We start from the raw sequence: 21,019 nt of genomic DNA on the forward strand, positions 1-21,019 counted from the left end.
AAATAGCGGCCAAATTTCTACTATCGCGGGTACTAGTTGTTTTCGTAAGTTGTTAGGGTAAGCACTTGAGGCGGTGTAGCATCGGGAGGGTACAAAAATTGCACTTCCATAAAGCGTTCTTCGCCAGGAGCCAGCGTGAGTTCAATTAACGGCGGCCCTATCTGACCTCGGCGTTGCACAAGATGAATATAGTCAGCCCGACGTTCCCCCTGGTCATTGGTATATAAAAACAACACAGTGCCACGAAAGAAAATGCGAGAACCGTGAGGAGTTAAGAAGGTCAGCGCATTTTTGAGATTTTCATTTTGCAGGGGTGTCTGTATAGACAGGGCAATTGTTTTAGGCTGATCGGTTGGATTATAGAGCGGTAGGGTCAGATCATATTCAGTGCCATAATTCCCATGGGCCCGATAAGCCGTATCGCTATAGCGTCTGAGCATCGGAGCACTTTGGATCTGTCCTGTTCCAAAGGTATTGTGATCAACCGTGCTAATAGCATAGGAAATCTGTTGTCCTTTGGGGGGAATGGCAAGCTGTGATGAGCCCCGATCGGTCAAACGAGCCTGCCACCGAGACCCTTGGCTAACCCCAGCCACTCGACCATAGATAAACCGATCGGCCTGACGACCCGGTTGAGTGGGTTTGAGATCCCGAGGGGTGGCCAGACTACCATTGATTAAAATTTGCAGCCATTCCGCCAAACTGGGCACCCGTTCACCACCCGCTGTCAGCGGTGCCAACATAGTGAGGCTAGCCACGTAAACCGGGCCATCGCTTGATAGGCGCAACAGAGTAGATCTAGCATTACTGCGATCGCCCCTGAGGCTTTTAGGTAGAGGGGGTAACAGCTCATCATCCTCCGTCAGACTACCGTCAGTTGCTACAGAAAGACTGCGAACCGGCAACGGCGCATTTAGCAGCAGATGGGTTTCTCTGGGGGAAATTGTAATCTGATCAGGCCAAAACAGCTGACGGCGATCTCGGAGAATATCGTTCATCAAGCGACTGCCAGGCCCTGAGAACTGGTTGCTCGCCAGGTTAAACTCTACGTCATTACGACCATACCAGGGGGCTTCTTGGCTAAGGTAGCTAGCCGCTTCACGAAAGCGGAGGGTGACAGGTCTGTTGCTAGGATTATGAACCACAATCCCCAGATAGCGAGTGCGCGTATCGCTGTCATCCCGTGCCCTGACAACATGATGATCAAAAATATCAAAACGCCCCTCAAAGGCATAGTCTAAATGGGCTTCAGGATCAGCCTTACCTCGAGTTGGAAAAGTAGACAGCAGAATCCCGTCGTTTTCAATCAGCTCAGGGCTATTGCTATTGAAAACAGGTACATCATCCAACTCCCCTGGCAAAGGGCGCACTTCCTGAATGTATGGAATAATTTCCGGGGCCGTGGTTTGCGTAATCAGATCACGGCTAAACGAGTCTGGTGCCGATAATTCCAAAGGTTGAGCTGACAAATACTCCAGTTCTTGCTCAATGGTGAATGGAATCGAAAATGGAGCAACAGAATACAGCGTGAGCAAAAACGGCAATAGACTCATGGAGCTAACAGTGACTGAGGTTGTTTTCGACGACAAAGCAATGGCTGTCGCCTAACCTACCATTCAAGTGACCGTTAAGGGTATGGACTGTGATATTCGACCGTTTTCTGGGAGCTAACTGGCCTTAGAACTGAGCAAGCTCTGAATTGCTTCAGCGGTTAGTTGTTCGATGTGGGGTACCACCAGCGAGGCACCAGCATCTTTCAACGTTTGGCAATAGCGATTTTGATAATCGCTATCTGTTTGGACGTGGGGCGGCAGCACCCCTACTCCAAACCACAAGCGCTCGGGGAACTCAGCTTTAGCCGCCCGCACCGTAGCCATATCAGCCACCGTATCTCCCGCATATAAAACAGGTAATCCAAACGGTTCTGTTGCTTCGAGTTGGGCAATGGCCATATAAAGACCAGTGGGATCGGGTTTACTGGGGGCATCAGCCATGGCTACTAAAATTGGCTCAACCAAACCAATCCGTTGTTGCAAAATATAGTTGGCTGAGCCCCGAGTCGCCCCACTAAAAAAGGCAGATGGGACACCGCCCTCAGCTAGATTTTCTAGGTATTGAGCACTCATAAGCACAGGCTCTTGGGTGATATAGCCTGTCCATTGACTGGGGTCATCCCCGCGGCCACGATAGCGTTCTTGGAAATAGGCAACAATCACCTCGTAGTCGATGCTATATGCAGTGGCTGTAGTTTGACCGTGGCGCTGGATGAGTTCTTGAGACGCTTTCCAGTCGTTGTTCCAAATGCCTTCACTTTTCAGGCGATCGATGTCGGTGGGTGTAGGTCGATAGTGTCCTTGGGTAAAATATTCAACCGTATCTGCAATGGCCCGCCGGTAGGAACCGCTTACGTCACGAACAACGCCATCAATGTCAAATATAGCTAGGGCAATAGGGTTAGACATTCTTTAGTAAGAGAAACTAATTTTCGATGTACTAGGGCAGGGAATGCGCTAGAATTGTAGACCGTGTAGTTTTGAAGCCAAGAGGCGTACAGCGGAGGTTTGCATTGTCTCGATTTATCTTAAAGGTTCTCTGGCTCGACAAGGACGTGGCGCTCGCCGTAGATCAAGTAGTGGGCAAGGGATCGAGTCCGCTGACCTCTTACTTTTTCTGGCCTCGTAATGATGCGTGGGATCAGATGAAATTAGAGCTTGAGTCTAAAACTTGGATTGCTGAAGAGGAACGTATTGAGCTTCTGAATCAGGCCACTGAAATCATTAACTATTGGCAAGAAGGTGGGAAAGCTCAGCCTATGCAAAAAGCGGCTGAGAAATTTCCCGACGTCGCTTTTACTGGTAGTTCATGATTTGAATCTGAGCCTCATTTAATAAGAAGTAAAAGCCCGCTTTCTCTAAGGAAAGAGCGGGCTTTCTTTTAGACCAAAAGACCGAACTACCTTTAGCAATTCAGTCTTTCACTGTATATGTGACACACAATCTACTAGTGAATCAGTTAGTTGGGTTAGATACTTCCACCTGCTGCTTGAACACGCGCTCGCGCTCTTTTCAAAGACTTTCTTGCCTGAATCACAGCCTGCTTGTCTTCTGAAGAAACACTGTCGGCGTCTGACTTGGCAGATGTATATTCTGCTTGGGCGTCAGATAGGTTGATGGCGTCGCCTCGCTCTGCGCCGTTCACCAAAATGGTAACTTCGTTATTTTCTACTTCTGCAAAACCGCCCATCAGTGCGATCGCAACCCAGTCCTTATCAGCCCGCACTCTCAACACGCCGATATCCAAAGCTGTCAACAATGGAGCATGACCGCTCAAAATACCCAGTTGACCAGTCGTGCTCGGTAGCACAACTTCTTCAGCCTCAGCATCCCAGACAGTTTTGTCAGGAGCTACCACACGTACTGCTAATGCCATAAAACTCTAAGAATCAAAGTGAATAGTGAGTAGCAAGTAGTGAGTAGTGGCAAGGGATAAGACATTTAACTGTCCAACAAGAATTAACTTGCTACACAATTCACCGTACCCTTCAGTCAGCCATCCAGGCATTCACACTACTCACCACTCACAAAGCTATAATCTGCGCTCAATCAGTGAGGCGGCTGTTTAAGCTTCAGCCTTCATCTTCTCAGCAGTCTCAAGAACCTCAGCAATGCCACCTTTGAGGTAGAAAGCTTGCTCAGGAATCTCATCTAGCTCACCAGAGAGAATCATATTGAAACCCTTGATTGTGTCTTCGAGAGCCACATACTTACCAGCCAAACCGGTAAAGATCTCTGCTACGAAGAAGGGCTGAGAAAGAAACTTTTCAATCTTACGGGCCCGAGCAACCGTCAATCGGTCTTCTTCAGAAAGCTCGTCTAGACCCAGAATTGCAATAATGTCCTGCAATTCCTTATAACGCTGCAGTGTTGACTGAACAGCCCGAGCAGTTGAATAGTGCTCGCCGCCTACAACATCAGGCTGCAACATGGTGGAAGTAGAATCCAGAGGATCTACAGCGGGGTAGATGCCTTTGGACGCTAACCCACGAGATAGCACAGTTGTAGCATCCAAGTGGGCGAACGTAGTTGCAGGAGCAGGGTCAGTCAAGTCATCCGCAGGTACATATACTGCTTGAATGGAAGTGATCGAGCCTTCCAGAGTAGATGTAATACGCTCCTGTAGATCACCCATATCTGTGCCTAAAGTAGGCTGATAGCCTACAGCGGAAGGCATACGGCCAAGCAGTGCAGATACTTCAGAACCAGCTTGTACAAACCGGAAAATGTTATCAACAAACAACAGAACGTCCTGCTTGTTGACATCACGGAAGTACTCGGCCATGGTCAGAGCCGATAGAGCCACACGCATGCGGGCTCCAGGGGGTTCATTCATCTGACCATAGACTAGGGCTACCTTGGACTGGCCCAAGTCATCGGCATTGATTACACCAGAATCAATAAATTCGTTGTAAAGGTCATTTCCTTCACGAGTACGCTCACCAACACCAGCAAACACAGAAACACCACCGTGCTGAAGTGCGATGTTATTAATCAGCTCTTGGATCAGTACGGTTTTGCCTACACCGGCACCACCAAACAGACCTGTCTTACCACCCTTACGATAAGGAGCCAAGAGGTCAATTACCTTAATACCTGTTTCAAATACGGAGGGCTTAGTCTCAAGTTCGGTCAGCTTGGGAGCTGCACGGTGAATTGGCAAGGTGGTGGACATATCCACATCACCTTTCTCATCCACAGGCTCACCCAGAACATTAAAAATTCGGCCTAGGGTAGGAGCGCCAACCGGGACACTAATGGGTACACCTAAATCAGTGACCTCCATTCCCCGAACGAGACCATCGGTGGATAGCATTGCTACAGCTCTCACCTGGCTGTCTCCTAGTAACTGCTGCACTTCGCAAGTAACAGCAACAGCTTGACCAGCGGGATTAGTACCTTCAATTCTGAGCGCGTTATAGATACTAGGTAGTTCGCCAGCGGGGAACTTAACGTCTACAACAGGGCCAATAATCTGAGTGATATAGCCAGTATTTGTTTTCTCTGCAGTGGTGACCATGCTTGCGCCTTATCCTAAGGGTATTAGCTACTGCGGCGACTTTTAATTTTATTTTTACTTTCAAAGTGCCATGTAAAAGATTATCACTAGATGTATCACCCATGGCACTGGTATTTGCTATAGTCGGAGGTCTCCTGCGCTACACCCAAGGAAAAGTATTTCTCTCCCTAAAGCCTGATCAGCTACATTTACCTACGCTGTCTTACCCATCTGCCCCAGAGAATGACCAATGCTCCCATGATGGTTGTTGACGGTTCGGGTATGGACTGAGAGGGTTCAGAGTTTATTGGAAGCAATTCTGTTTGAGGTTGAACAGCCGGTCGGTTGACGACAGGTTGAGCTCTATTGTTTTTGGTATCGGTGAGGCTACAGGCGGACGGGCAGGTTTAGCAGGTCTGTTAACTGGGGCCGGAGACGGTCTTGTAGGTCTTGGCGGGGCGCTTTGTCTGGGTGGCTGTGGTGAGACCCTGGGGGTAGGCGTAGTATTAGTCCGATAGTCGGGGCGCTGACGAATATAGAATCTTCGATTAGGAATTGTGTCGGTAACAAAATAGTTAAATCGAACGGTTTCACCAGGACGTACACCAGCCCCTCGATAAAAATTTATAAAGTCACGTACATCTGTTATTTCGTCGGCTCTTGAATAGTGGCTTGATGTATATGGGCGTGCTGGTCCAATGCCTTGGGCAAATGATAGCCCGTCATTCTCACCACTTGCATAACCCGCTGTCTCCTGTAGCTCATGGTCGTAAAACCGCCCAAAAGCCCCTGTGAGATTGCGCGACACAATACTGATGGCAAAGCCTGGTCGATTAAATACTGAGTGCTGTGGCGTCCGAGTCAGATTATCGACCGCTACTGAAATATCTAGCCCCCAGATATCTTGGTAGACCACAAATGGATTATTAGGAGTGCCGCTGCCGGTCACATTGGTAATTCGAAAATTTTGTGATGCTTCACTAAACACAAGACCGTCTTGACTACAGCGACCTGCTAAACAGGCTGCCTCAGCAGGAATGCTAAGGAATGCCAGTAATCCAGCACTGATAAGACTAGCCACGCCAATTTGACGGGCATCGGTGGTGAAAATTCCCATGGATAACGTACCAGAAGTTTGGATATGCCTAAATTTCTTGATGTATCAAAAAATACTCACCTCGCTATTGGCTATTGTTCAAAGAGTCTTGATTTCTAGGGGGCTTAATCCTCTTTTATGCAACCTTTTGAGGCTATTCAAGAGTGACATTTTTTGTTAGAAACATCCCTGAAATTACGTAAGTTTTATCAAAAATAGACATAAAATTTTCTTGAAACGAGGTGTAAATACTGAGATTGCCTCTGTCATAATGGCGTTGCTACGGGGACGCCATCAAAAAAGCGGGCCGTTTGAACAACGACTCCGCTTTAAGGCATGTGTGATTGAAGATGACTTAGATCTTTTGTTGTTAGTTTGCTTTGTATCTACCTGGTGGTATTACCAGCGGGCTGTCGGATATCAACGTCAACACCTGCATCAATAGAAATGATGCCGTCTAAATCAGATGAGCCACCTGTCGCAGTTGCTTCACCATAAAACTGCACAGTGTCATCAGCCCATATGCTAATGATGCCAGCCCGTGATTCTGCAGAGTTAGCAGAAACGTTAGAGTTACGATCGACCAAAACATATGCAGCATTAAAGCTATCTTCTATCGGCATGCCACCAATGGAAATAGTGCCTGCATGGCTAATGCCGTCAGCGGAAATATGGCTCTCGATTAGATTAATTTGGTCACCCAGAATAGTGACCTGACCTGGTGAACCAGAGGCTCCAACCGGAGTGTTGTCAGACACATCTATGCTGCCTCGTGCCAGTACGGTGCCAGCCTTGGGTGTAAGGGGTGATGGTTCGCTAGTTAACGTTTGGGAGCCATCTGCATTGACTTCAATACGGTTTGCGCCCTGGTTGTTCCCTCCTGTCAGAAGCTGTGCCAAATCTGTGTTTGGTAGGGCTGCGATCGCAGAATTGTCTGACAAGGGAGATACCAATGCCAACGTATCGGCTGGCACCACATCCAGAGTAATTAAACTTCCGGGTGGGCTAAGGCGCAATAAATTATTGCCAGAACTGGCTGTTAGAGTAACAGCGCCGCCTGGGGCAACAATGTCACCATCATTTTGGACGTATTGACCAATCAGAGTGATAGACGATCTCGGGGAAACCTCAAGCTCACCCTGGTTTTGAATACTGCCTGTGGGGAGTGTTGCCGAAAATGGATCGGACGAACTGGCTGACTCAGTCAGCATTAGATAGCCGCTGGGGGTACCGTCTAAGTCGGTAATCGACGGTGTAGCTGAACTGGATGCACCACTACGGTTGGGGAGGGCTATTTCGCTAACTGCCCCATCCACCGCCAAGAGGTATCTGTCTTGAAACAACAGCCCTGATGCTGTGGTGGCAGTCAAGTTAGCAGGGATGTTGAGTCTGACATCTGCGCCAAAAATTACGCCTGCTGGATTTACTAAGAAAAGGTTGGCATTGCTTTCTAGATTTGGTTCATTGCCGATTAGCTTGAGCAAGCCGTTGATAGTTGAGGGTTGGCTATCGTTGATTAAACTAATGACATTTGCAACATCAGAATCGATCACAAAGTTAGCGGTATCATCAGCATTCAGATTAAATCTCTCAAACTGATGAATCACATTTGCATCAGCCCCACCAGTGCTCTGACCCCCCACAATATTGAGCTGATTGGATTGCCGCACAACGGTTGTATCGGACGTTGCGGGTTGAATGCTGGTTGGCATTGAATCGGCTGTGCCTGTCCCTGGAGAAGCTTGAGCGAATGCTATTCCCTGAAAGCTCAGTATCCATAGTGGAGCAGTGTTGAGAAATAAGTGGGAAACTCGGAAAGGCATGAAGTTAGCCACTGCTAGACGATGTGTCAGCATATGCACTAGGCAGGAAAGTATCAAGAATTACAAATGGCACCCACTGTATAAATATTACGAGTAATTTTTAATCAAACCTGAAGCGCATGTGAAGATAACTATGTTGAAACCGTGAAGTTTATCTAAACGACGTCGGTAGCACCTGAGTTCGGGAACCCGTACCCCTAAACGTGTTGCGATCGCTTCTCTTCAAACGATAAATTAGCACTCGGCAATGGAGAGTGCTAAACCGTGTCCAGGTTGCAGCTTCTTTCCCTCGAGAACCATTTCAGGTAAGAAAAGGGATTGCTCAGGCAGATGATACTGCTTTGATGCAATTGCCGAATGATTGAATCTATCAAAGTTCGGAGAAAACTATGGCAGCCATTTCTTTGAGTGTTTCGAGCGTCACTCCCCTAGGTGATCGCGTTCTAATCAAAGTCAGCGCTTCTGAAGAAAAAACCGCTGGCGGCATTTTGCTACCCGATACCGCTAAAGAAAAGCCCCAGGTTGGCGAAGTAACCGCTGTTGGTCCTGGTAAGCGTGGCGATGACGGCAGCCGTCAAGCCCCCGATGTAGAAGTTGGTAATAAAGTCCTCTACTCCAAGTATGCAGGCACTGATATCAAGCTGGGTGGTGACGACTACGTCCTGCTTTCTGAGAAGGACATCCTGGCAGTTGTTGGCTAGTGTGTAGCGCAATTTTGAGTTTGAAGTGTTGAGTGTTGAGTTACAAAATATGGCGAAAAGTCAGAGGCAGTTGACTTTTCTTGACGGCTCAAAGCCGCTCCCTTTTTAACGGAAAACTCAACACTCAAGGTTAAGAACTTAGGAAGCTCGCTCCTTTTACCCCAGACCCATTTGAAACGTTCTGACATATAGGTTGATTCATGGCTAAGCGCATCATATACAACGAGAATGCTCGTCGTGCCCTTGAAAAAGGCATGGATACTCTGGCTGAGGCCGTTGCTGTTACCCTTGGCCCCAAGGGACGCAACGTTGTTCTTGAAAAGAAATTTGGCTCTCCTCAAATCGTTAACGATGGTGTCACCATCGCTAAGGAAATTGAACTTGAGGACAACATTGAAAACACTGGTGTGGCTCTGATTCGTCAAGCTGCTTCCAAGACTAATGATGCGGCTGGTGACGGTACTACCACTGCAACTGTATTGGCCCACGCCATTGTTAAAGAAGGTCTACGTAACGTAGCAGCGGGTGCTAATGCGATCGCACTCAAGCGCGGCATCGAGAAGGCCACTGCTTATCTGGTAGAGCGTATTGCTGAAAAAGCCCAGCCCGTTGGCGACTCTACTTCTATTGCCCAGGTTGGTACCATCTCCGCTGGTAACGATGAAGAAGTCGGCAAAATGATTGCCGAGGCCATGGAGAAAGTAGGTCGCGAAGGCGTTATCTCCCTGGAAGAAGGCAAGTCCATGACGACTGAGCTGGAAATCACTGAAGGTATGCGCTTTGATAAGGGCTACATCTCCCCTTACTTCGCTACTGATACCGAGCGGATGGAAGCGGTTCTCGATGAGCCTTACCTGCTGCTGACTGACAAGAAAATTGCCCTGGTACAGGATCTAGTGCCCGTACTTGAACAAGTTGCTCGCTCCGGCAAGCCTCTGCTAATCATTGCTGAGGATATCGAGAAAGAAGCCCTTGCAACTCTCGTTGTTAACCGTCTACGCGGAGTACTCAACGTAGCTGCTGTTAAGGCTCCTGGCTTTGGCGATCGTCGTAAGGCCATGCTAGAAGATATTGCTGTCCTCACTGGTGGCCAGGTAATTACCGAGGATGCTGGCCTCAAGCTGGACAGCGTCAGCATTGAAATGCTGGGTACCGCTCGTCGGGTCACCATCACTAAGGACAACACCACCCTGGTAGCTGAAGGCAACGAAGCTGATGTTAAAGCTCGCTGCGAGCAGATTCGTCGTCAAATTGAAGAGTCTGATTCTAGCTACGACCAAGAAAAGCTGCAGGAGCGCTTGGCTAAGCTCTCTGGCGGTGTAGCGGTGATCAAAGTGGGTGCGGCTACAGAAACCGAGATGAAGGATCGTAAGCTGCGCCTGGAAGATGCCATCAACGCAACTAAGGCTGCCGTTGAAGAGGGTATCGTTCCTGGTGGTGGTACGACTCTGGCTCACCTGGCTCCCGGCCTTGAAGAGTGGTCTAACGCGAACCTATCTGGGGAAGAGCTGACAGGTGCTCTGATTGTGACTCGTGCTTTGACAGCACCTCTGAAGCGGATTGCTGAGAACGCTGGTCAGAACGGTGCAGTTGTCGCTGAGCGAGTTAAGGAGAAGGAGTTTACCATCGGTTTCAACGCTGCTAACAACGAGTATGTAGACATGCTCAGTGCTGGTATCGTTGACCCCGCTAAGGTAACTCGCTCTGCAACCCAGAATGCGGCTTCCATCGCGGCTATGGTGCTGACTACTGAGTGCATCGTCGTAGACAAGCCTGAACCGAAGGAAGCAGCTGGTGCTGGTGCTGGTATGGGTGACTTCGACTACTAATTCCTACCACTAGAACCACCGCTAGTACACGCGAATAGTGGCTAGCTAAAACCGGCAGGTGTTGCTTAACACCTGCCGGTTTTTAATGGACAGGCGTGTATGGATTAATCATGGGGGGCGATATCACCCGAATATTCTTTTAGGCAAAGGTTTTTTTCGAAAACCTGTGTAATCCAGTCAATAGACTCTACAATGACAGCAAAATTTAAGTTGAGTTGCTAGAGCCGTCTTAATTTAGTTGGTGCCTTGTTAGAGCCGTAGCCCCAAAGATAGGCTGACCCATATGTATTTTGCAGGGCAGCTTTAGCAAGTTAAGCCAAATAGGATATTTAGATGTCTGACGTCTGCCGTTAAGACAGTCAGACGCAATGTGGGTTTTATCAACACCGCATTGAAAGTTTTTTGGTAGGTTCCCGAGCTGTTCGGGAAAGCTCTATCCACTAATAGCCTCAACCTTCTGGGACACTGCTGCTAATGACTGCTACGCCTACTAATTCGAAGCAATTTGATTCAGCACCGCTGGATGCTGGACAGGAGGCGTCTGCTTTAGTTGAGACTAAGGTAACCGCATCAAAGGGTCGGCAGACTTGGTTTTGGTCTGTGGTATGGCTCCTGTTACTGGCGACATCCAGCGCTCTGGGGATCTGGGCCGTAGCTTTCATCACCCGGCTTCCACCTTTACCCAACTGCGATCAGATTTCGGTATTTAGTGCCGATAGTGAACGACTTTACTGTGCTAGACAGGCTGCCGTATCTGGTTCTGAACAGGACTTAGTGGCAGGCATACAGCTTATTTCTGCTTGGGATGATACCCATCCGCTGTATCAAGACTCTCAGGAGATCGCTAATCGCTGGTCTAAAGGGCTATTCAAGCTGGCTCAGCAGCGCATGCAAAGAGGGCATCTAGAACGAGCTACTCAGCTTTTAGGCTATGTTCCGGCCAGGGCGGAAATTTATGAAGAAGCGCAGGTGGCGACAGAACGTTGGCAGCGGGAATGGTCTAAAGGCGAAGAGATCACGACTGCGGTAACCACAGACGCCAGGAATCAAAACTGGAGCGGTGCTCGCAAACAGCTCCGTGAGATCAAACGATTGACTAGCGATTATTGGCTTAAAGAGCGGTATCGCTATCTGGGACAGCACATTCAGCAAGAAGAAGATGCTCGCCGCATGTTAATTCAAGCTAAAACTCTGGCCAGCGATCGCAACATGGAGACTTTGGCTGAAGCCTTGACCTTAGTGCAGCAGATTGAGGTGCAAACCTATGCGTGGCCTGAGGCTAAACCTTTGATGACAGAATGGGCAGAAGCCTTGCTAACCTATGGGTTACAAAAATGGGAGCAAGAGGAGCTAGATGCGGCGATCGCAGTCATCCAGAAAGTCCCCGCTGATCTCGCCACTAACCCAGAGACCCAAGATCTAGTGCAATTTGCCCATGCTCAGCGGCTGGCAACATTTCGTCAAGATTGGCAGCCAGCCTATGGAGACATCCTCAACTTAATGGATGCCATCCAGGCAATGCAGGGGATCAAGGATGGTAGCCCATTTTATCCAGACGCCCAGACAAAACTGGAGCTGTGGACCAATCAGCTTAGTGACCTGAAGCAGCTTTATGGCGCTACGCTGGTGGCCAATTTCAATCAAAAGGCATCATTCCAGACCGCGATCGAGCAAGCTCAGAGCATTACGGCAGATCGACCTCAGCGGCAGCAAGCGCAAACGTTGATTGCCCATTGGTCCAAAGAAATTCAGCGGATTGAAGATCGGCCTTTCTTGGGTCGAGCACAACAGCTAGCTGAGAATGGGGATAAGGCAAGTTTGCAAGCGGCCATTGCCGAGGCAGCTAAAATTGAGCAGGGCAGAGCGTTACGTATCGATGCCCAAACTAAAATTGCCCAATGGACTAAGCAAATTCAGGTCTTAGAAGACCAGCCGCTCTACAGCAAGGCACTGGATTTGGCCAGTAAGGGCAAGCTGCAGGATGCCATTACAGAAGCACGTAAAATTCAGAAAGGGCGAGCATTATATAGTCAAGCTCAGGATTCAATTAAGGATTGGACAAACCGTATTCAAGTAGCCGAAGATCGACCAATCCTGGATGAGGCTAAGGAACTCGCCTATCAAGGTCGATTGTCGGATGCGATCACAGTTGCCGCCCGGATTGCCCCAGGCCGTGCTTTATATCGTGAGGCTCGCAATGCGATCGCGATTTGGGATGCAGAACGCTCCTATATCCAGTCGCTACAACAGCCGATAGAGGATATCTACTACGAAGAAGAAGAGCCAGACTATGAGTAGTCATCAACTCAGATACTTGTGTTCCCAACGCATATAGTCGTCAACACCGCAAACGGTAGCCCGTGGGGGATACTAGAAAGGTGAGACGCAAACAGCGAGACAGTATCAGGCGGCATGAGTGAACCTCCCTTGCAATTAATGTTGGTGGATGAAGACCCCACCTTTCGGTTAGGATTGCGGGTTTGGCTAGAGCAACTGCCTGGCTTCCAAATTGCCGCTGAAGCTGCCAATGCCGCTGAGGCTATGGGGATGATCAGAAAATGCGATCGCACCCAAGCTAATGCCTTTGCCGACCCCACCCTACGTAGCCAGCGTCCCCTCAACTTAGTCATCGTAGATTTAGGACTGGGCGCTAGCGAAACCAAAACCGAACCAGTGAGCAGCTCAGGATTACAGCTATGTAAATCCATCAAAACCGAGTTCCCCAAGCTGGCCGTACTAGTACTCAGCGCCCGCGATGAGCCCGTACTAGCAGCCGCAGCCCGTCAGGTTGGGGCCGATGGTTATGGCACTCGCAGTATGCCAGTGCGTGAGTTAGCCCAGCTGATTCGCACTGTAGCCCGAGGCGTTAGTAGCCCATCTATGGAGTCCAAACCCCAGTCCCCACCTCCGATTCCCGATCCGTTGACAGCAATGCGGCTAAGTATGCGGCTGACAGGTCTAAAACAAATTGAGCAGCAGCTAGCCAAAACAGCCGCAGAGCTACGTCGTCCTCGTCTATCGTGGCTAGAACAGCAAGTATTAGCCGGAAAAATGCGTGAACTCAAGGCAGCTCGATGGTTTGTGCGGCATCTGTGGACCACACGCAACTATCCAGATGCTAGCTGGCTGAAAAAAAATATTAGACCCCGTGGACGCACCAGCCCCACCACCGGACTCCCTGCCCCACGACCTAATTCTGTTGGTGCCGCCGCCGCCATCACTGTGCCTGAGCCTGCCACCTTAAGTCTGCGCAGCGGAGATGTGCAAAACATGGTGTTTGAGGCCGTCTTTGCTAAGCTTCAAACTGATTTAGAAAACACCACATCAGAGCCCCTCGAAATTGACATCCTGCGTCTCGACAAAAAGCGGGAGCTCCTGTTTATTATTCTGCGTCGATTTGAAGATTTGCTGGACGATTTGCGCCAGTCTGCACCACAGCCAGGTCAGCTAGATGACAAATCGCCTCAAGTATTAAGAGACCTATGGGTAGCCACAATCGAAGAATTCTTTGGTCGTTACTATACCGTGCCTCTTAACGGTGTCGAACAAGAGTTGGTGGCTGTGCTATACCAAGAAAAAGACATCGTTGAGCGGGAAATTCTTAAGCAGATTCCCCTAGTCCCCGAGTTATTAGCTCACTGGTTATTTCAAGACGCCATGATCGTAGATGGCAACAGCTATATCGCTACCACTCCTGAGGCCTTAGCCCACAGCGAAAAACTGCTGGAAAACTTATTGATTCAGATGGGTAATGCGGTAATGCAACCCTTACTCAACCGATTGGCTGATGTGGAAGTGATCAAAAAAGGGTTGTATAGCCGTCGCCTGATTTCCACTCGAGATATTGAACGATTCCGCAATGACCTATCCTGGCGCTACCGCTGGCATCGTCTAGTCAATGAGCCCACGGACATTTTTGAAAGTCAGTATCGGTTATATACACTAGGGCCACGCGGCATCATGCTGACGCCTGTCTATGCACCACGTCGGCCAGAACTTGAGCAACTCTCAGGCTTTCCCTGGGCCATGACTCTACTACTAGAGACTCGTGACGCCCTTAGCCCAAGGGTACGAGCTTTAATTGCATTAGTCGGCAGCAGTGTCGTGTACGTACTCACCGAAGTTATTGGCCGAGGCATTGGCTTAGTAGGTCGAGGAATTTTGCAAGGCATTGGTAGTGCTTGGCAAGATACCCGTCGAACCCGACAGCGACAGACTCCACCTACATTTAATGAATGGGAGTAGTGAGTGTGTGGTTACACATATTCATGCTGGGACTACAAACGCCCCAGCATGGAATACTTACTGTTTGTTAAATCTTGATCCAACCAAACCAGGAGAGGATCACGGCGACAACACCACTGGTAAGGACAACGGCACCCGCAATTGTAATGACGGCACCCAATTTTTGGATTCCCTCGGAAGGCAGACCATCGCTGATTACGCGATCGCCAGAGAAATCATTGCCTAAAGCTTTCAGGGTATCTAGATGATCGTTACCGTAACGGGGCATACGCTCAAAGGGGAGCTCACCCATGCTCTGCTGAGGCAAAATCCGTCGCCGCTGATAGGGTACGATATCTTCGCCAAAAGTCTCCATGTACTCATCACTGTCTAGCAGGCCATCGACAAAGCCTTGAATACCCTCAGTTGCTAGAACAATTGACCAGGCTAGGGTTTCGCGCTGGTCGTAAACCTGACGCCCCAACACCCGTTGGACACACATTTCCACAAAGCGATAGTTATTGCTGCACTCGTAGTTCAGCCGTCTAAAGGATTCAGAGAGCAGCAAACCACGAATAAATTCTCGTACGGATATCTGAGAGCTACGTAGCTGAGATTCTAAAAAGCGATCGCGATGACACGCTAACAGCTGCTGCTCATTAAAAATGCGGCGATAGGCTGCCAGAATCAGAGTCTCAAGTTCCTGAGCATCGAGCAGTAACGTAGTGGAGAAGATGCGAGGCTGTTCATCACCAGGGATTTCAAAACCCTTCACACGCTGGTTTTGGGAACTGGTGGGGTAGCTCAATAAAGGCAAAGTCATCAGGTTTTAATCCTTTTGCGTTTCGAAACCTTTTATAAGGCGTGCCAAGAGAAAAACTGCAGGGCAGCCTGTAAGACCACCCAGAATGCAGTTATATATTGGAGTTCTCGTCCTCCTATTCGTTATTCAGTCTAGGAATGAAGGGAGAACCATCAGAAAAAACCGTACAGAAACTCAATCAAAAAATACAAAAGTAAATGATTCCCTAATCAACCATAGATAGACACCCTGGTTAAGCCGAGACTGAGCCAATACACTGCAAAGTTCACGACCAGAAAGATTAAGTAAAAATACTTAGTCAATTTACAGCTAAAAAGTTAGCTTAGATTTTTGAACAAGGTTAGGGATCAATTATGAGAATCCGTAATATCCCGTTACTCTTAACGGCGACGTAGCTTACTCATCATTTTGCGAGACCAGCGCAGCTGGAGATCTTCCTCACTGGCCCAGTCTTGCAGAATCCGAAAAAAGATTTGGCGATCGCTAGTCTGTAATACAGCCGTTTGATCCGCAGTCTCAATAGCATAAGGATACCCACCGCCGACGATGGTTTCGGCCCTGACCCAGTTAAGTACACGCTCAGTCATACCAACTTCATGCATCCAAAGAGGCATTTCTAAACGGGCAGGGTATCCCTGGTTGGTCTTGAGATAGGTAAACGTGATGCGCTTGGCGTGATCCACCGGGTGATTTTTGTATTCAGACAAAATACCCATGCGATCGCACTGAAAAATCGGTGTGCAGTCTCCCCACCGCATATATCGATTTAATAGTTGGGCATCCGTCACCTTGGGAACCGTCGCCACGCTAGCAGAATGATGTTCTAGCAAGGTGGTCAAATCATGGGCAGAACTCGTATCCACATAGCCCACCAGGGGCACCCGATACTCCTCACTTGCCTGGAGTAGAGCCAGCAACGCCTCTATATAATCTTTACGATCCTCATCTTCATAGGCATCGGCAAATGTAGCCACCAAGGCTCCATCAAAAAACACCAAACAGTGTTCAGGATCGCTAACCTGCTCGATATACTCCACCAGTCGCCGGGTTTCCATCTGAAATCGATGTTTATTGACCAGCCGATCCAAAGGTTTTGAAGTATCCCCCAGTTCTAAATCCCTCGGCGTCATCACATCTAGTTCAATGTCTTTGGTGTAGTCAGCTGTTGAAGTATGGGGATTTTCAAACCAGCCAATTTGAACCAGGGCAATCGGCGGAGCCAAATCTTTACTCGGAAAAATCTGAGAGCCGTCAACCGCAAACGTGGTCACACCGCTGAGATGCTCATTGACCCATTGCAGACTGTGCTCACGGTTGCCCCACTGCAGCCCGCTACGACAAATACCCTGGGTTTTCTGGTCTAATGACTCCAAAGGACGAGCACCAAGATTGCCACGCTGACCTGTGAGCCAACGCTCTAATTTTTCTGTAGGCATCTGACACAACGACTGCCAGGCCATTTGATACATATCCAGACTCGACCGTTGACCGTTCTCAAAGGTCTCAAAATGGCTCCGTTTGTGCTGCAGAATTGCCTGGATTTGGGACGGTTTGATGGCCATAGGCAGAATAGGGCATTTGTACTGCTATTGTGCCATGGGTTGCTCGTGTAAGGGGCGTTCCATGGAACGCCCCTTACACGAGGTCAACGACGTGATTGTAATTTTCGGTATACGTCTTTAATATCTACGTTGTGATGGGCTAAGGCTACAAGGGTGTGATAAAGCAGGTCAGCCACCTCTCCAGCAATGTCATCAGGGTCGTCATCTTTGCAAGCCATAACGACTTCAGCCGATTCTTCGCCAATTTTTTTGAGGATTTTATTGTCGCCGCCTGCAAACAATTTGTTGGTGTAAGAGTCGGGTTTGGGATTGGCTTTGCGATCGCAAATCACCCCATACACCTGGGAAAGCGTATCAGCGGCAGGAGGCGTAATTCCCCCATCCACCTGATGAAAACAGCTGCGTTCCCCGGTGTGGCAGGCAATATCCCCAATTTGCTCAATGGTCAGCAACAGCGCATCGCTGTCACAGTCGTAGCGAATAGCCTTAAGTTTTTGCAAATGGCCAGATGTCGCCCCCTTATGCCATAGCTCTTGACGGGAGCGGCTCCAGTACCAGACATCGCCGGTTTCCAGAGTTTTTTGCAATGCCTCCTGGTTCATCCAGGCCATCATCAGTACCGTGCCATCGAGATAGTCTTGTGCGATCGCAGGAACCAGCCCCTGATCGTTGTAGCGAATTTTGTCAGTGGGGATAGCGCCTACAAAAGAAAGCGGAGTACTCATGATCCGTATTAGTTCAGCATCAATTCAGCTCAGTGCAGCCCTATTGTCGCAGTTCATGGGCTTTTCCTGCTTTGCTACATTCCTTAACATATTGCAATCAGGGGAATCACAAACGATAGGATTGAAAATACTGCAATCTTCGCCATCACCGAATTAGTGCCGCTCATCAGATGGCCAATCGCTCCTCTGATGAGATTTTCATCCAAATTATGGATTAGGCATTTCACAGTACCCATTCACAATGACAGCTATAGAAGGCTGTTATCCTATCCCTTCGACAAACGACTTTAACCATAAGGAGAGCCCGTTGGTTACCACCACATCATTAAAAACGACGAAATCAGATGAGATTTTCGCGGCTGCCCAAAGCTTAATGCCCGGGGGCGTTAGCTCTCCCGTGCGTGCTTTTAAGTCCGTTGGCGGTCAGCCCATCGTATTTGACCACGTTAAGGGGTCCAAAATATGGGACGTTGACGGTAACGAATATATAGACTACGTCGGCACTTGGGGACCTGCTATCTGCGGTCATGCCAACGATGAGGTCAATGCCGCTCTGGCTGAAGCCCTACAAAAGGGCACCAGCTTTGGTGCCCCTTGCTATCTCGAAAACGTATTAGCCGAGATGGTAATCGATGCGGTTCCCAGTATCGAAATGGTACGCTTCGTCAACTCTGGTACCGAAGCCTGTATGTCGGTATTGCGAGTGATGCGAGCATTCACCAAGCGTGAAAAGGTGATCAAGTTTGAAGGATGCTATCACGGGCATGCTGGTATGTTCCTGGTCAAAGCCGGTTCCGGTGTAGCCACGCTAGGACTACCGGACTCTCCTGGTGTACCGAAGAGCACAACAGCCGCTACACTGACTGCGCCCTATAACGACCTTGAAGCCGTCAAAGCCCTGTTTGAGCAAAACCCCGGTGAAATTGCTGGCGTTATTCTAGAGCCCATCGTCGGTAACTCCGGCTTTGTCACCCCGGATGCCGGCTTCCTGGAAGGGCTGCGGGAAATCACCCAAGACAATGATGCGCTGCTTGTATTCGACGAAGTCATGACCGGCTTCCGTATTGCCTATGGCGGTGTCCAAGCAAAGCTGGGCGTGACTCCCGATCTGACGACTCTAGGTAAGATTATTGGCGGCGGTTTACCTGTCGGTGCCTACGGCGGTCGCCGGGAAATTATGGAAATGATTGCCCCCGCAGGACCTGTATATCAGGCGGGTACGCTATCCGGTAACCCCCTTGCCATGACAGCAGGTATCAAAACTCTGGAAATCCTCAAGCGTCCTGGCACCTATGAACAGCTGGAAGAAAAAACTAATAAGCTGATTACGGGTTTGCTAGAAATTGCTCGTGAGAACGGCCATATCGTATGCGGTGGTAACATCAGCGGCATGTTTGGTATGTTCTTTACCGAAGGCCCTGTTCATAACTATGACGATGCTAAGCAGTCGGACTTAGAGAAGTTCAGCCATTTCCATCGAGGCATGTTAGAGCAAGGTGTATATCTGGCTCCATCTCAGTTTGAGGCTGGCTTTACATCTTTGGCCCACACCGACGATGACATTGCCAATACCCTAGCGGCAGCACGTACTGTCCTATCTTCTATCTAAATGAGGACAAGGCCATCTTTTAGGTGGTCCTGACTATCATTTTTCATACTAACTTTTTAGGTAATGGTTCATTTGGGCCATTACCTAAGTTTTATTCCTCCTTAAATCCATGGACGATATTGATGCTCTTAAAGTTTTAGAAACTGAGATCGGCTTAGACGCCCCCATTGATCCTTTAGATGACATTCCATTAGAGGACAACACACCTCGGTATAATCCTGACCAAATGCTGCCGTTACTCCTGTCAGACAACCTGCAGCAGCGCATGTTGGCAGCTCGTGCGTTTTATAAAATTCAAGAGCCCCGTGCCGTTCCTTATCTGATCGAGCTTTTGAATGATGACAGTCCTTTGGTACGTGTGAATGCAGCCTATGCCCTAGGGCGCAACCCTAGTGAAACCGCAGTTGATGCGCTGATTAATCAGCTCAAGAGAGATTCCCACGGCTATGTGCGTAAGGCCGTTGTTTGGGCCTTAGGCAACTGTCGCAATGAAAAAGCCGTTGCCCCCCTGGTAGAGGCAATTAAGAACGATATGTCTGTGGTGCGATTATGGGCCGCCAGCGCCTTGGGTCAAATGGGCAAAATTAGCTTTGAGGCAATTTTGAAAGCTATCCCGGCTTTGGTCAAAACCATGCGTAATGATCCTATTGCCATTGTGCGTAGCAACTGTGCCTGGTCTATTGGTGAACTGTGCCAGGACTTAACCTACAACGTGGTTTATGCCACCGCCATTGATGCTCTAATTGAGACTTTTGCCGATGATGACGATCTAGGGGTCAGAGACGATGCCCGCGCGGCGATTTTGAACTTGGGTGATGCTAGAGGGCTACAGGTGATTGAGGAAATCGAACAAGAAGATTTCTAGATTCGACAGGCATTGATACCTCCACCCATAGCCTGAGCGCGTGGTTTTATACCAGTTGCTTAGGGTAGGATCGCAATCCGTTTCGTTAAAATTGCCATCACCTCATTGGGCCGCCCGGTAGAAATCGGCTTACTCCAGTCATTAGGTTCAGCATAGCGGCGTTTATGCAAGTCCTGAATGGTCAGCCGCACGGCAGTTAGACTGCCAAACAGCATATGACGGACAGTCTCATGCTGATAGTCAGGCAGCATATTAATTTCAGGCGCAACGGTTGCCGCGCCCTCAGTATTCTCAAGAAACATTAGCTTTGGTCTCCAAACGTAGAGTTATTAACCGTCGCTACCTCCAAAACAATCTGTGGCAAACCACAAACTGCACTTCAGACGTGCTCAGGTAAGAAACCAAAGCTCAAATTTAGCTACCCTGATAATCTGTGCAAACCGGGGTAGCAATAGGATAAAGTATCCCAAGCCTGTGCGACACGAAGTCGCTCGAACGAGTGCTGTTGTGAAACATTGCAATAGCCAAACCAGTGTCTAGGTGAGTCCTCAATTCATCCATGCGTCATCGGTAACGATGGGGTGTGAAGCGATGGATAAAGCCGAAGGGAACTGAGAGCCCCAATTCGGTGCCCCGGTGAGAGGAAGTATCCGCGGATAAACGATAAGTGAACCGGCCTTAGGTTGCGACATAGATAGGTCAGCGAAAGG

At 49.0% G+C, this 21,019-nt stretch carries 17 protein-coding genes; 7 read left to right on the top strand and 10 right to left on the bottom strand.

Features of this window, described 5'->3' with window-relative positions; genetic code table 11:
• Positions 1–32: 32 nt before the first annotated feature.
• Positions 33–1,553 (bottom strand): DUF3370 domain-containing protein, encoded by a 1,521-nt coding sequence (locus N836_RS53130; protein ID WP_023072988.1) that lies wholly within the window; start codon positions 1,551–1,553, stop codon positions 33–35.
• Positions 1,554–1,667: 114 nt separating this feature from the next.
• Entirely contained in the window at positions 1,668–2,462 is a 795-nt protein-coding gene (locus tag N836_RS53135; RefSeq protein ID WP_023072989.1) for a TIGR01548 family HAD-type hydrolase, read from the bottom strand.
• Between the two features lie 71 nt (positions 2,463–2,533).
• Here N836_RS53135 and N836_RS53140 point away from each other — a divergent pair, with 71 nt between their 5' ends.
• Positions 2,534–2,866: a 30S ribosomal protein PSRP-3 gene (locus N836_RS53140; protein WP_071789054.1), complete on the top strand. Its 333-nt coding sequence runs from the start codon at positions 2,534–2,536 to the stop codon at positions 2,864–2,866.
• A 155-nt stretch (positions 2,867–3,021) separates the two neighbouring features.
• On the opposite strand, the gene atpC is transcribed toward N836_RS53140, so the two are convergent.
• From atpC to N836_RS53160, 4 genes are all read right to left on the bottom strand, one after another.
• Complete coding sequence (gene atpC / locus N836_RS53145; protein WP_023072991.1) at positions 3,022–3,429, bottom strand: ATP synthase F1 subunit epsilon; 408 nt, start codon at positions 3,427–3,429, stop codon at positions 3,022–3,024.
• Positions 3,430–3,618: 189 nt separating this feature from the next.
• Complete coding sequence (gene atpD, locus N836_RS53150) at positions 3,619–5,073, bottom strand: F0F1 ATP synthase subunit beta (RefSeq protein WP_023072992.1); 1,455 nt, start codon at positions 5,071–5,073, stop codon at positions 3,619–3,621.
• A gap of 283 nt (positions 5,074–5,356) precedes the next feature.
• On the bottom strand, positions 5,357–6,169 hold the full coding sequence (locus N836_RS53155; RefSeq protein WP_023072993.1) for a hypothetical protein: 813 nt from the start codon (positions 6,167–6,169) through the stop codon (positions 5,357–5,359).
• Between the two features lie 365 nt (positions 6,170–6,534).
• Positions 6,535–8,004: a two-partner secretion domain-containing protein gene (locus N836_RS53160; protein WP_081716860.1), complete on the bottom strand. Its 1,470-nt coding sequence runs from the start codon at positions 8,002–8,004 to the stop codon at positions 6,535–6,537.
• A gap of 356 nt (positions 8,005–8,360) precedes the next feature.
• Here N836_RS53160 and groES point away from each other — a divergent pair, with 356 nt between their 5' ends.
• The 4 genes from groES to N836_RS53180 all read left to right on the top strand — a co-directional run bounded on the left by groES (position 8,361) and on the right by N836_RS53180 (position 14,746).
• Positions 8,361–8,672: a co-chaperone GroES gene (gene groES / locus N836_RS53165; RefSeq protein ID WP_023072995.1), complete on the top strand. Its 312-nt coding sequence runs from the start codon at positions 8,361–8,363 to the stop codon at positions 8,670–8,672.
• Between the two features lie 200 nt (positions 8,673–8,872).
• Positions 8,873–10,501, top strand: a complete 1,629-nt coding sequence (groL, locus tag N836_RS53170) for a chaperonin GroEL (protein WP_023072996.1) — start codon at positions 8,873–8,875, stop codon at positions 10,499–10,501.
• Between the two features lie 474 nt (positions 10,502–10,975).
• Complete coding sequence (locus N836_RS53175) at positions 10,976–12,799, top strand: hypothetical protein (protein WP_023072997.1); 1,824 nt, start codon at positions 10,976–10,978, stop codon at positions 12,797–12,799.
• 114 nt (positions 12,800–12,913) lie between these two features.
• A complete protein-coding gene (locus N836_RS53180) occupies positions 12,914–14,746 on the top strand; it encodes a DUF3685 domain-containing protein (protein ID WP_023072998.1) in 1,833 nt (610 codons plus the stop codon).
• 67 nt (positions 14,747–14,813) lie between these two features.
• Here the strand turns inward: N836_RS53180 and N836_RS53185 are convergent, their stop codons facing one another.
• The 3 genes from N836_RS53185 to hisIE all read right to left on the bottom strand — a co-directional run bounded on the left by N836_RS53185 (position 14,814) and on the right by hisIE (position 17,835).
• A complete protein-coding gene (locus N836_RS53185; protein WP_023072999.1) occupies positions 14,814–15,548 on the bottom strand; it encodes a phycobilisome rod-core linker polypeptide in 735 nt (244 codons plus the stop codon).
• A 380-nt stretch (positions 15,549–15,928) separates the two neighbouring features.
• A complete protein-coding gene (locus tag N836_RS53190) occupies positions 15,929–17,110 on the bottom strand; it encodes a DNA double-strand break repair nuclease NurA (RefSeq protein ID WP_023073000.1) in 1,182 nt (393 codons plus the stop codon).
• Between the two features lie 83 nt (positions 17,111–17,193).
• Positions 17,194–17,835, bottom strand: coding sequence for a bifunctional phosphoribosyl-AMP cyclohydrolase/phosphoribosyl-ATP diphosphatase HisIE (gene hisIE, locus N836_RS53195; RefSeq protein WP_023073001.1), 642 nt, complete (start codon positions 17,833–17,835; stop codon positions 17,194–17,196).
• Between the two features lie 307 nt (positions 17,836–18,142).
• Between hisIE and hemL the strand changes: the two genes are divergently transcribed.
• Together hemL and N836_RS53205 are read left to right on the top strand one after the other, a co-directional pair.
• Positions 18,143–19,444 carry a glutamate-1-semialdehyde 2,1-aminomutase gene (gene hemL / locus N836_RS53200; RefSeq protein WP_031292797.1) on the top strand — a complete coding sequence of 434 codons (1,302 nt, stop codon included), beginning with the start codon at positions 18,143–18,145 and terminating at the stop codon, positions 19,442–19,444.
• A 109-nt stretch (positions 19,445–19,553) separates the two neighbouring features.
• Positions 19,554–20,309, top strand: coding sequence for a HEAT repeat domain-containing protein (locus tag N836_RS53205; protein ID WP_023073003.1), 756 nt, complete (start codon positions 19,554–19,556; stop codon positions 20,307–20,309).
• A gap of 59 nt (positions 20,310–20,368) precedes the next feature.
• On the opposite strand, the gene N836_RS53210 is transcribed toward N836_RS53205, so the two are convergent.
• Positions 20,369–20,611, bottom strand: a complete 243-nt coding sequence (locus N836_RS53210; RefSeq protein ID WP_023073004.1) for a hypothetical protein — start codon at positions 20,609–20,611, stop codon at positions 20,369–20,371.
• Positions 20,612–21,019 lie beyond the last annotated feature (408 nt).

Origin of the sequence: Leptolyngbya sp. Heron Island J (assembly GCF_000482245.1) — a bacterium.
Taxonomy (GTDB): Bacteria; Cyanobacteriota; Cyanobacteriia; order Phormidesmidales; family Phormidesmidaceae; genus Leptothoe.

Excerpts from the sequence above, each read along its gene's own strand:
- N836_RS53175 (WP_023072997.1), top strand. The coding sequence starts at position 10,976 with ATGACTGCTACGCCTACTAATTCGAAGCAATTTGATTCAGCACCGCTG.
- atpD (WP_023072992.1), bottom strand. The coding sequence starts at position 5,073 with ATGGTCACCACTGCAGAGAAAACAAATACTGGCTATATCACTCAGATT.
- N836_RS53155 (WP_023072993.1), bottom strand. The coding sequence starts at position 6,169 with ATGGGAATTTTCACCACCGATGCCCGTCAAATTGGCGTGGCTAGTCTT.
- groL (WP_023072996.1), top strand. The coding sequence starts at position 8,873 with ATGGCTAAGCGCATCATATACAACGAGAATGCTCGTCGTGCCCTTGAA.
- N836_RS53160 (WP_081716860.1), bottom strand. The coding sequence starts at position 8,004 with ATGCTGACACATCGTCTAGCAGTGGCTAACTTCATGCCTTTCCGAGTT.
- N836_RS53135 (WP_023072989.1), bottom strand. The coding sequence starts at position 2,462 with ATGTCTAACCCTATTGCCCTAGCTATATTTGACATTGATGGCGTTGTT.
- N836_RS53130 (WP_023072988.1), bottom strand. The coding sequence starts at position 1,553 with ATGAGTCTATTGCCGTTTTTGCTCACGCTGTATTCTGTTGCTCCATTT.
- groES (WP_023072995.1), top strand. The coding sequence starts at position 8,361 with ATGGCAGCCATTTCTTTGAGTGTTTCGAGCGTCACTCCCCTAGGTGAT.
- N836_RS53185 (WP_023072999.1), bottom strand. The coding sequence starts at position 15,548 with ATGACTTTGCCTTTATTGAGCTACCCCACCAGTTCCCAAAACCAGCGT.
- N836_RS53180 (WP_023072998.1), top strand. The coding sequence starts at position 12,914 with ATGAGTGAACCTCCCTTGCAATTAATGTTGGTGGATGAAGACCCCACC.
- hisIE (WP_023073001.1), bottom strand. The coding sequence starts at position 17,835 with ATGAGTACTCCGCTTTCTTTTGTAGGCGCTATCCCCACTGACAAAATT.
- N836_RS53210 (WP_023073004.1), bottom strand. The coding sequence starts at position 20,611 with ATGTTTCTTGAGAATACTGAGGGCGCGGCAACCGTTGCGCCTGAAATT.
- atpC (WP_023072991.1), bottom strand. The coding sequence starts at position 3,429 with ATGGCATTAGCAGTACGTGTGGTAGCTCCTGACAAAACTGTCTGGGAT.
- N836_RS53190 (WP_023073000.1), bottom strand. The coding sequence starts at position 17,110 with ATGGCCATCAAACCGTCCCAAATCCAGGCAATTCTGCAGCACAAACGG.
- N836_RS53205 (WP_023073003.1), top strand. The coding sequence starts at position 19,554 with ATGGACGATATTGATGCTCTTAAAGTTTTAGAAACTGAGATCGGCTTA.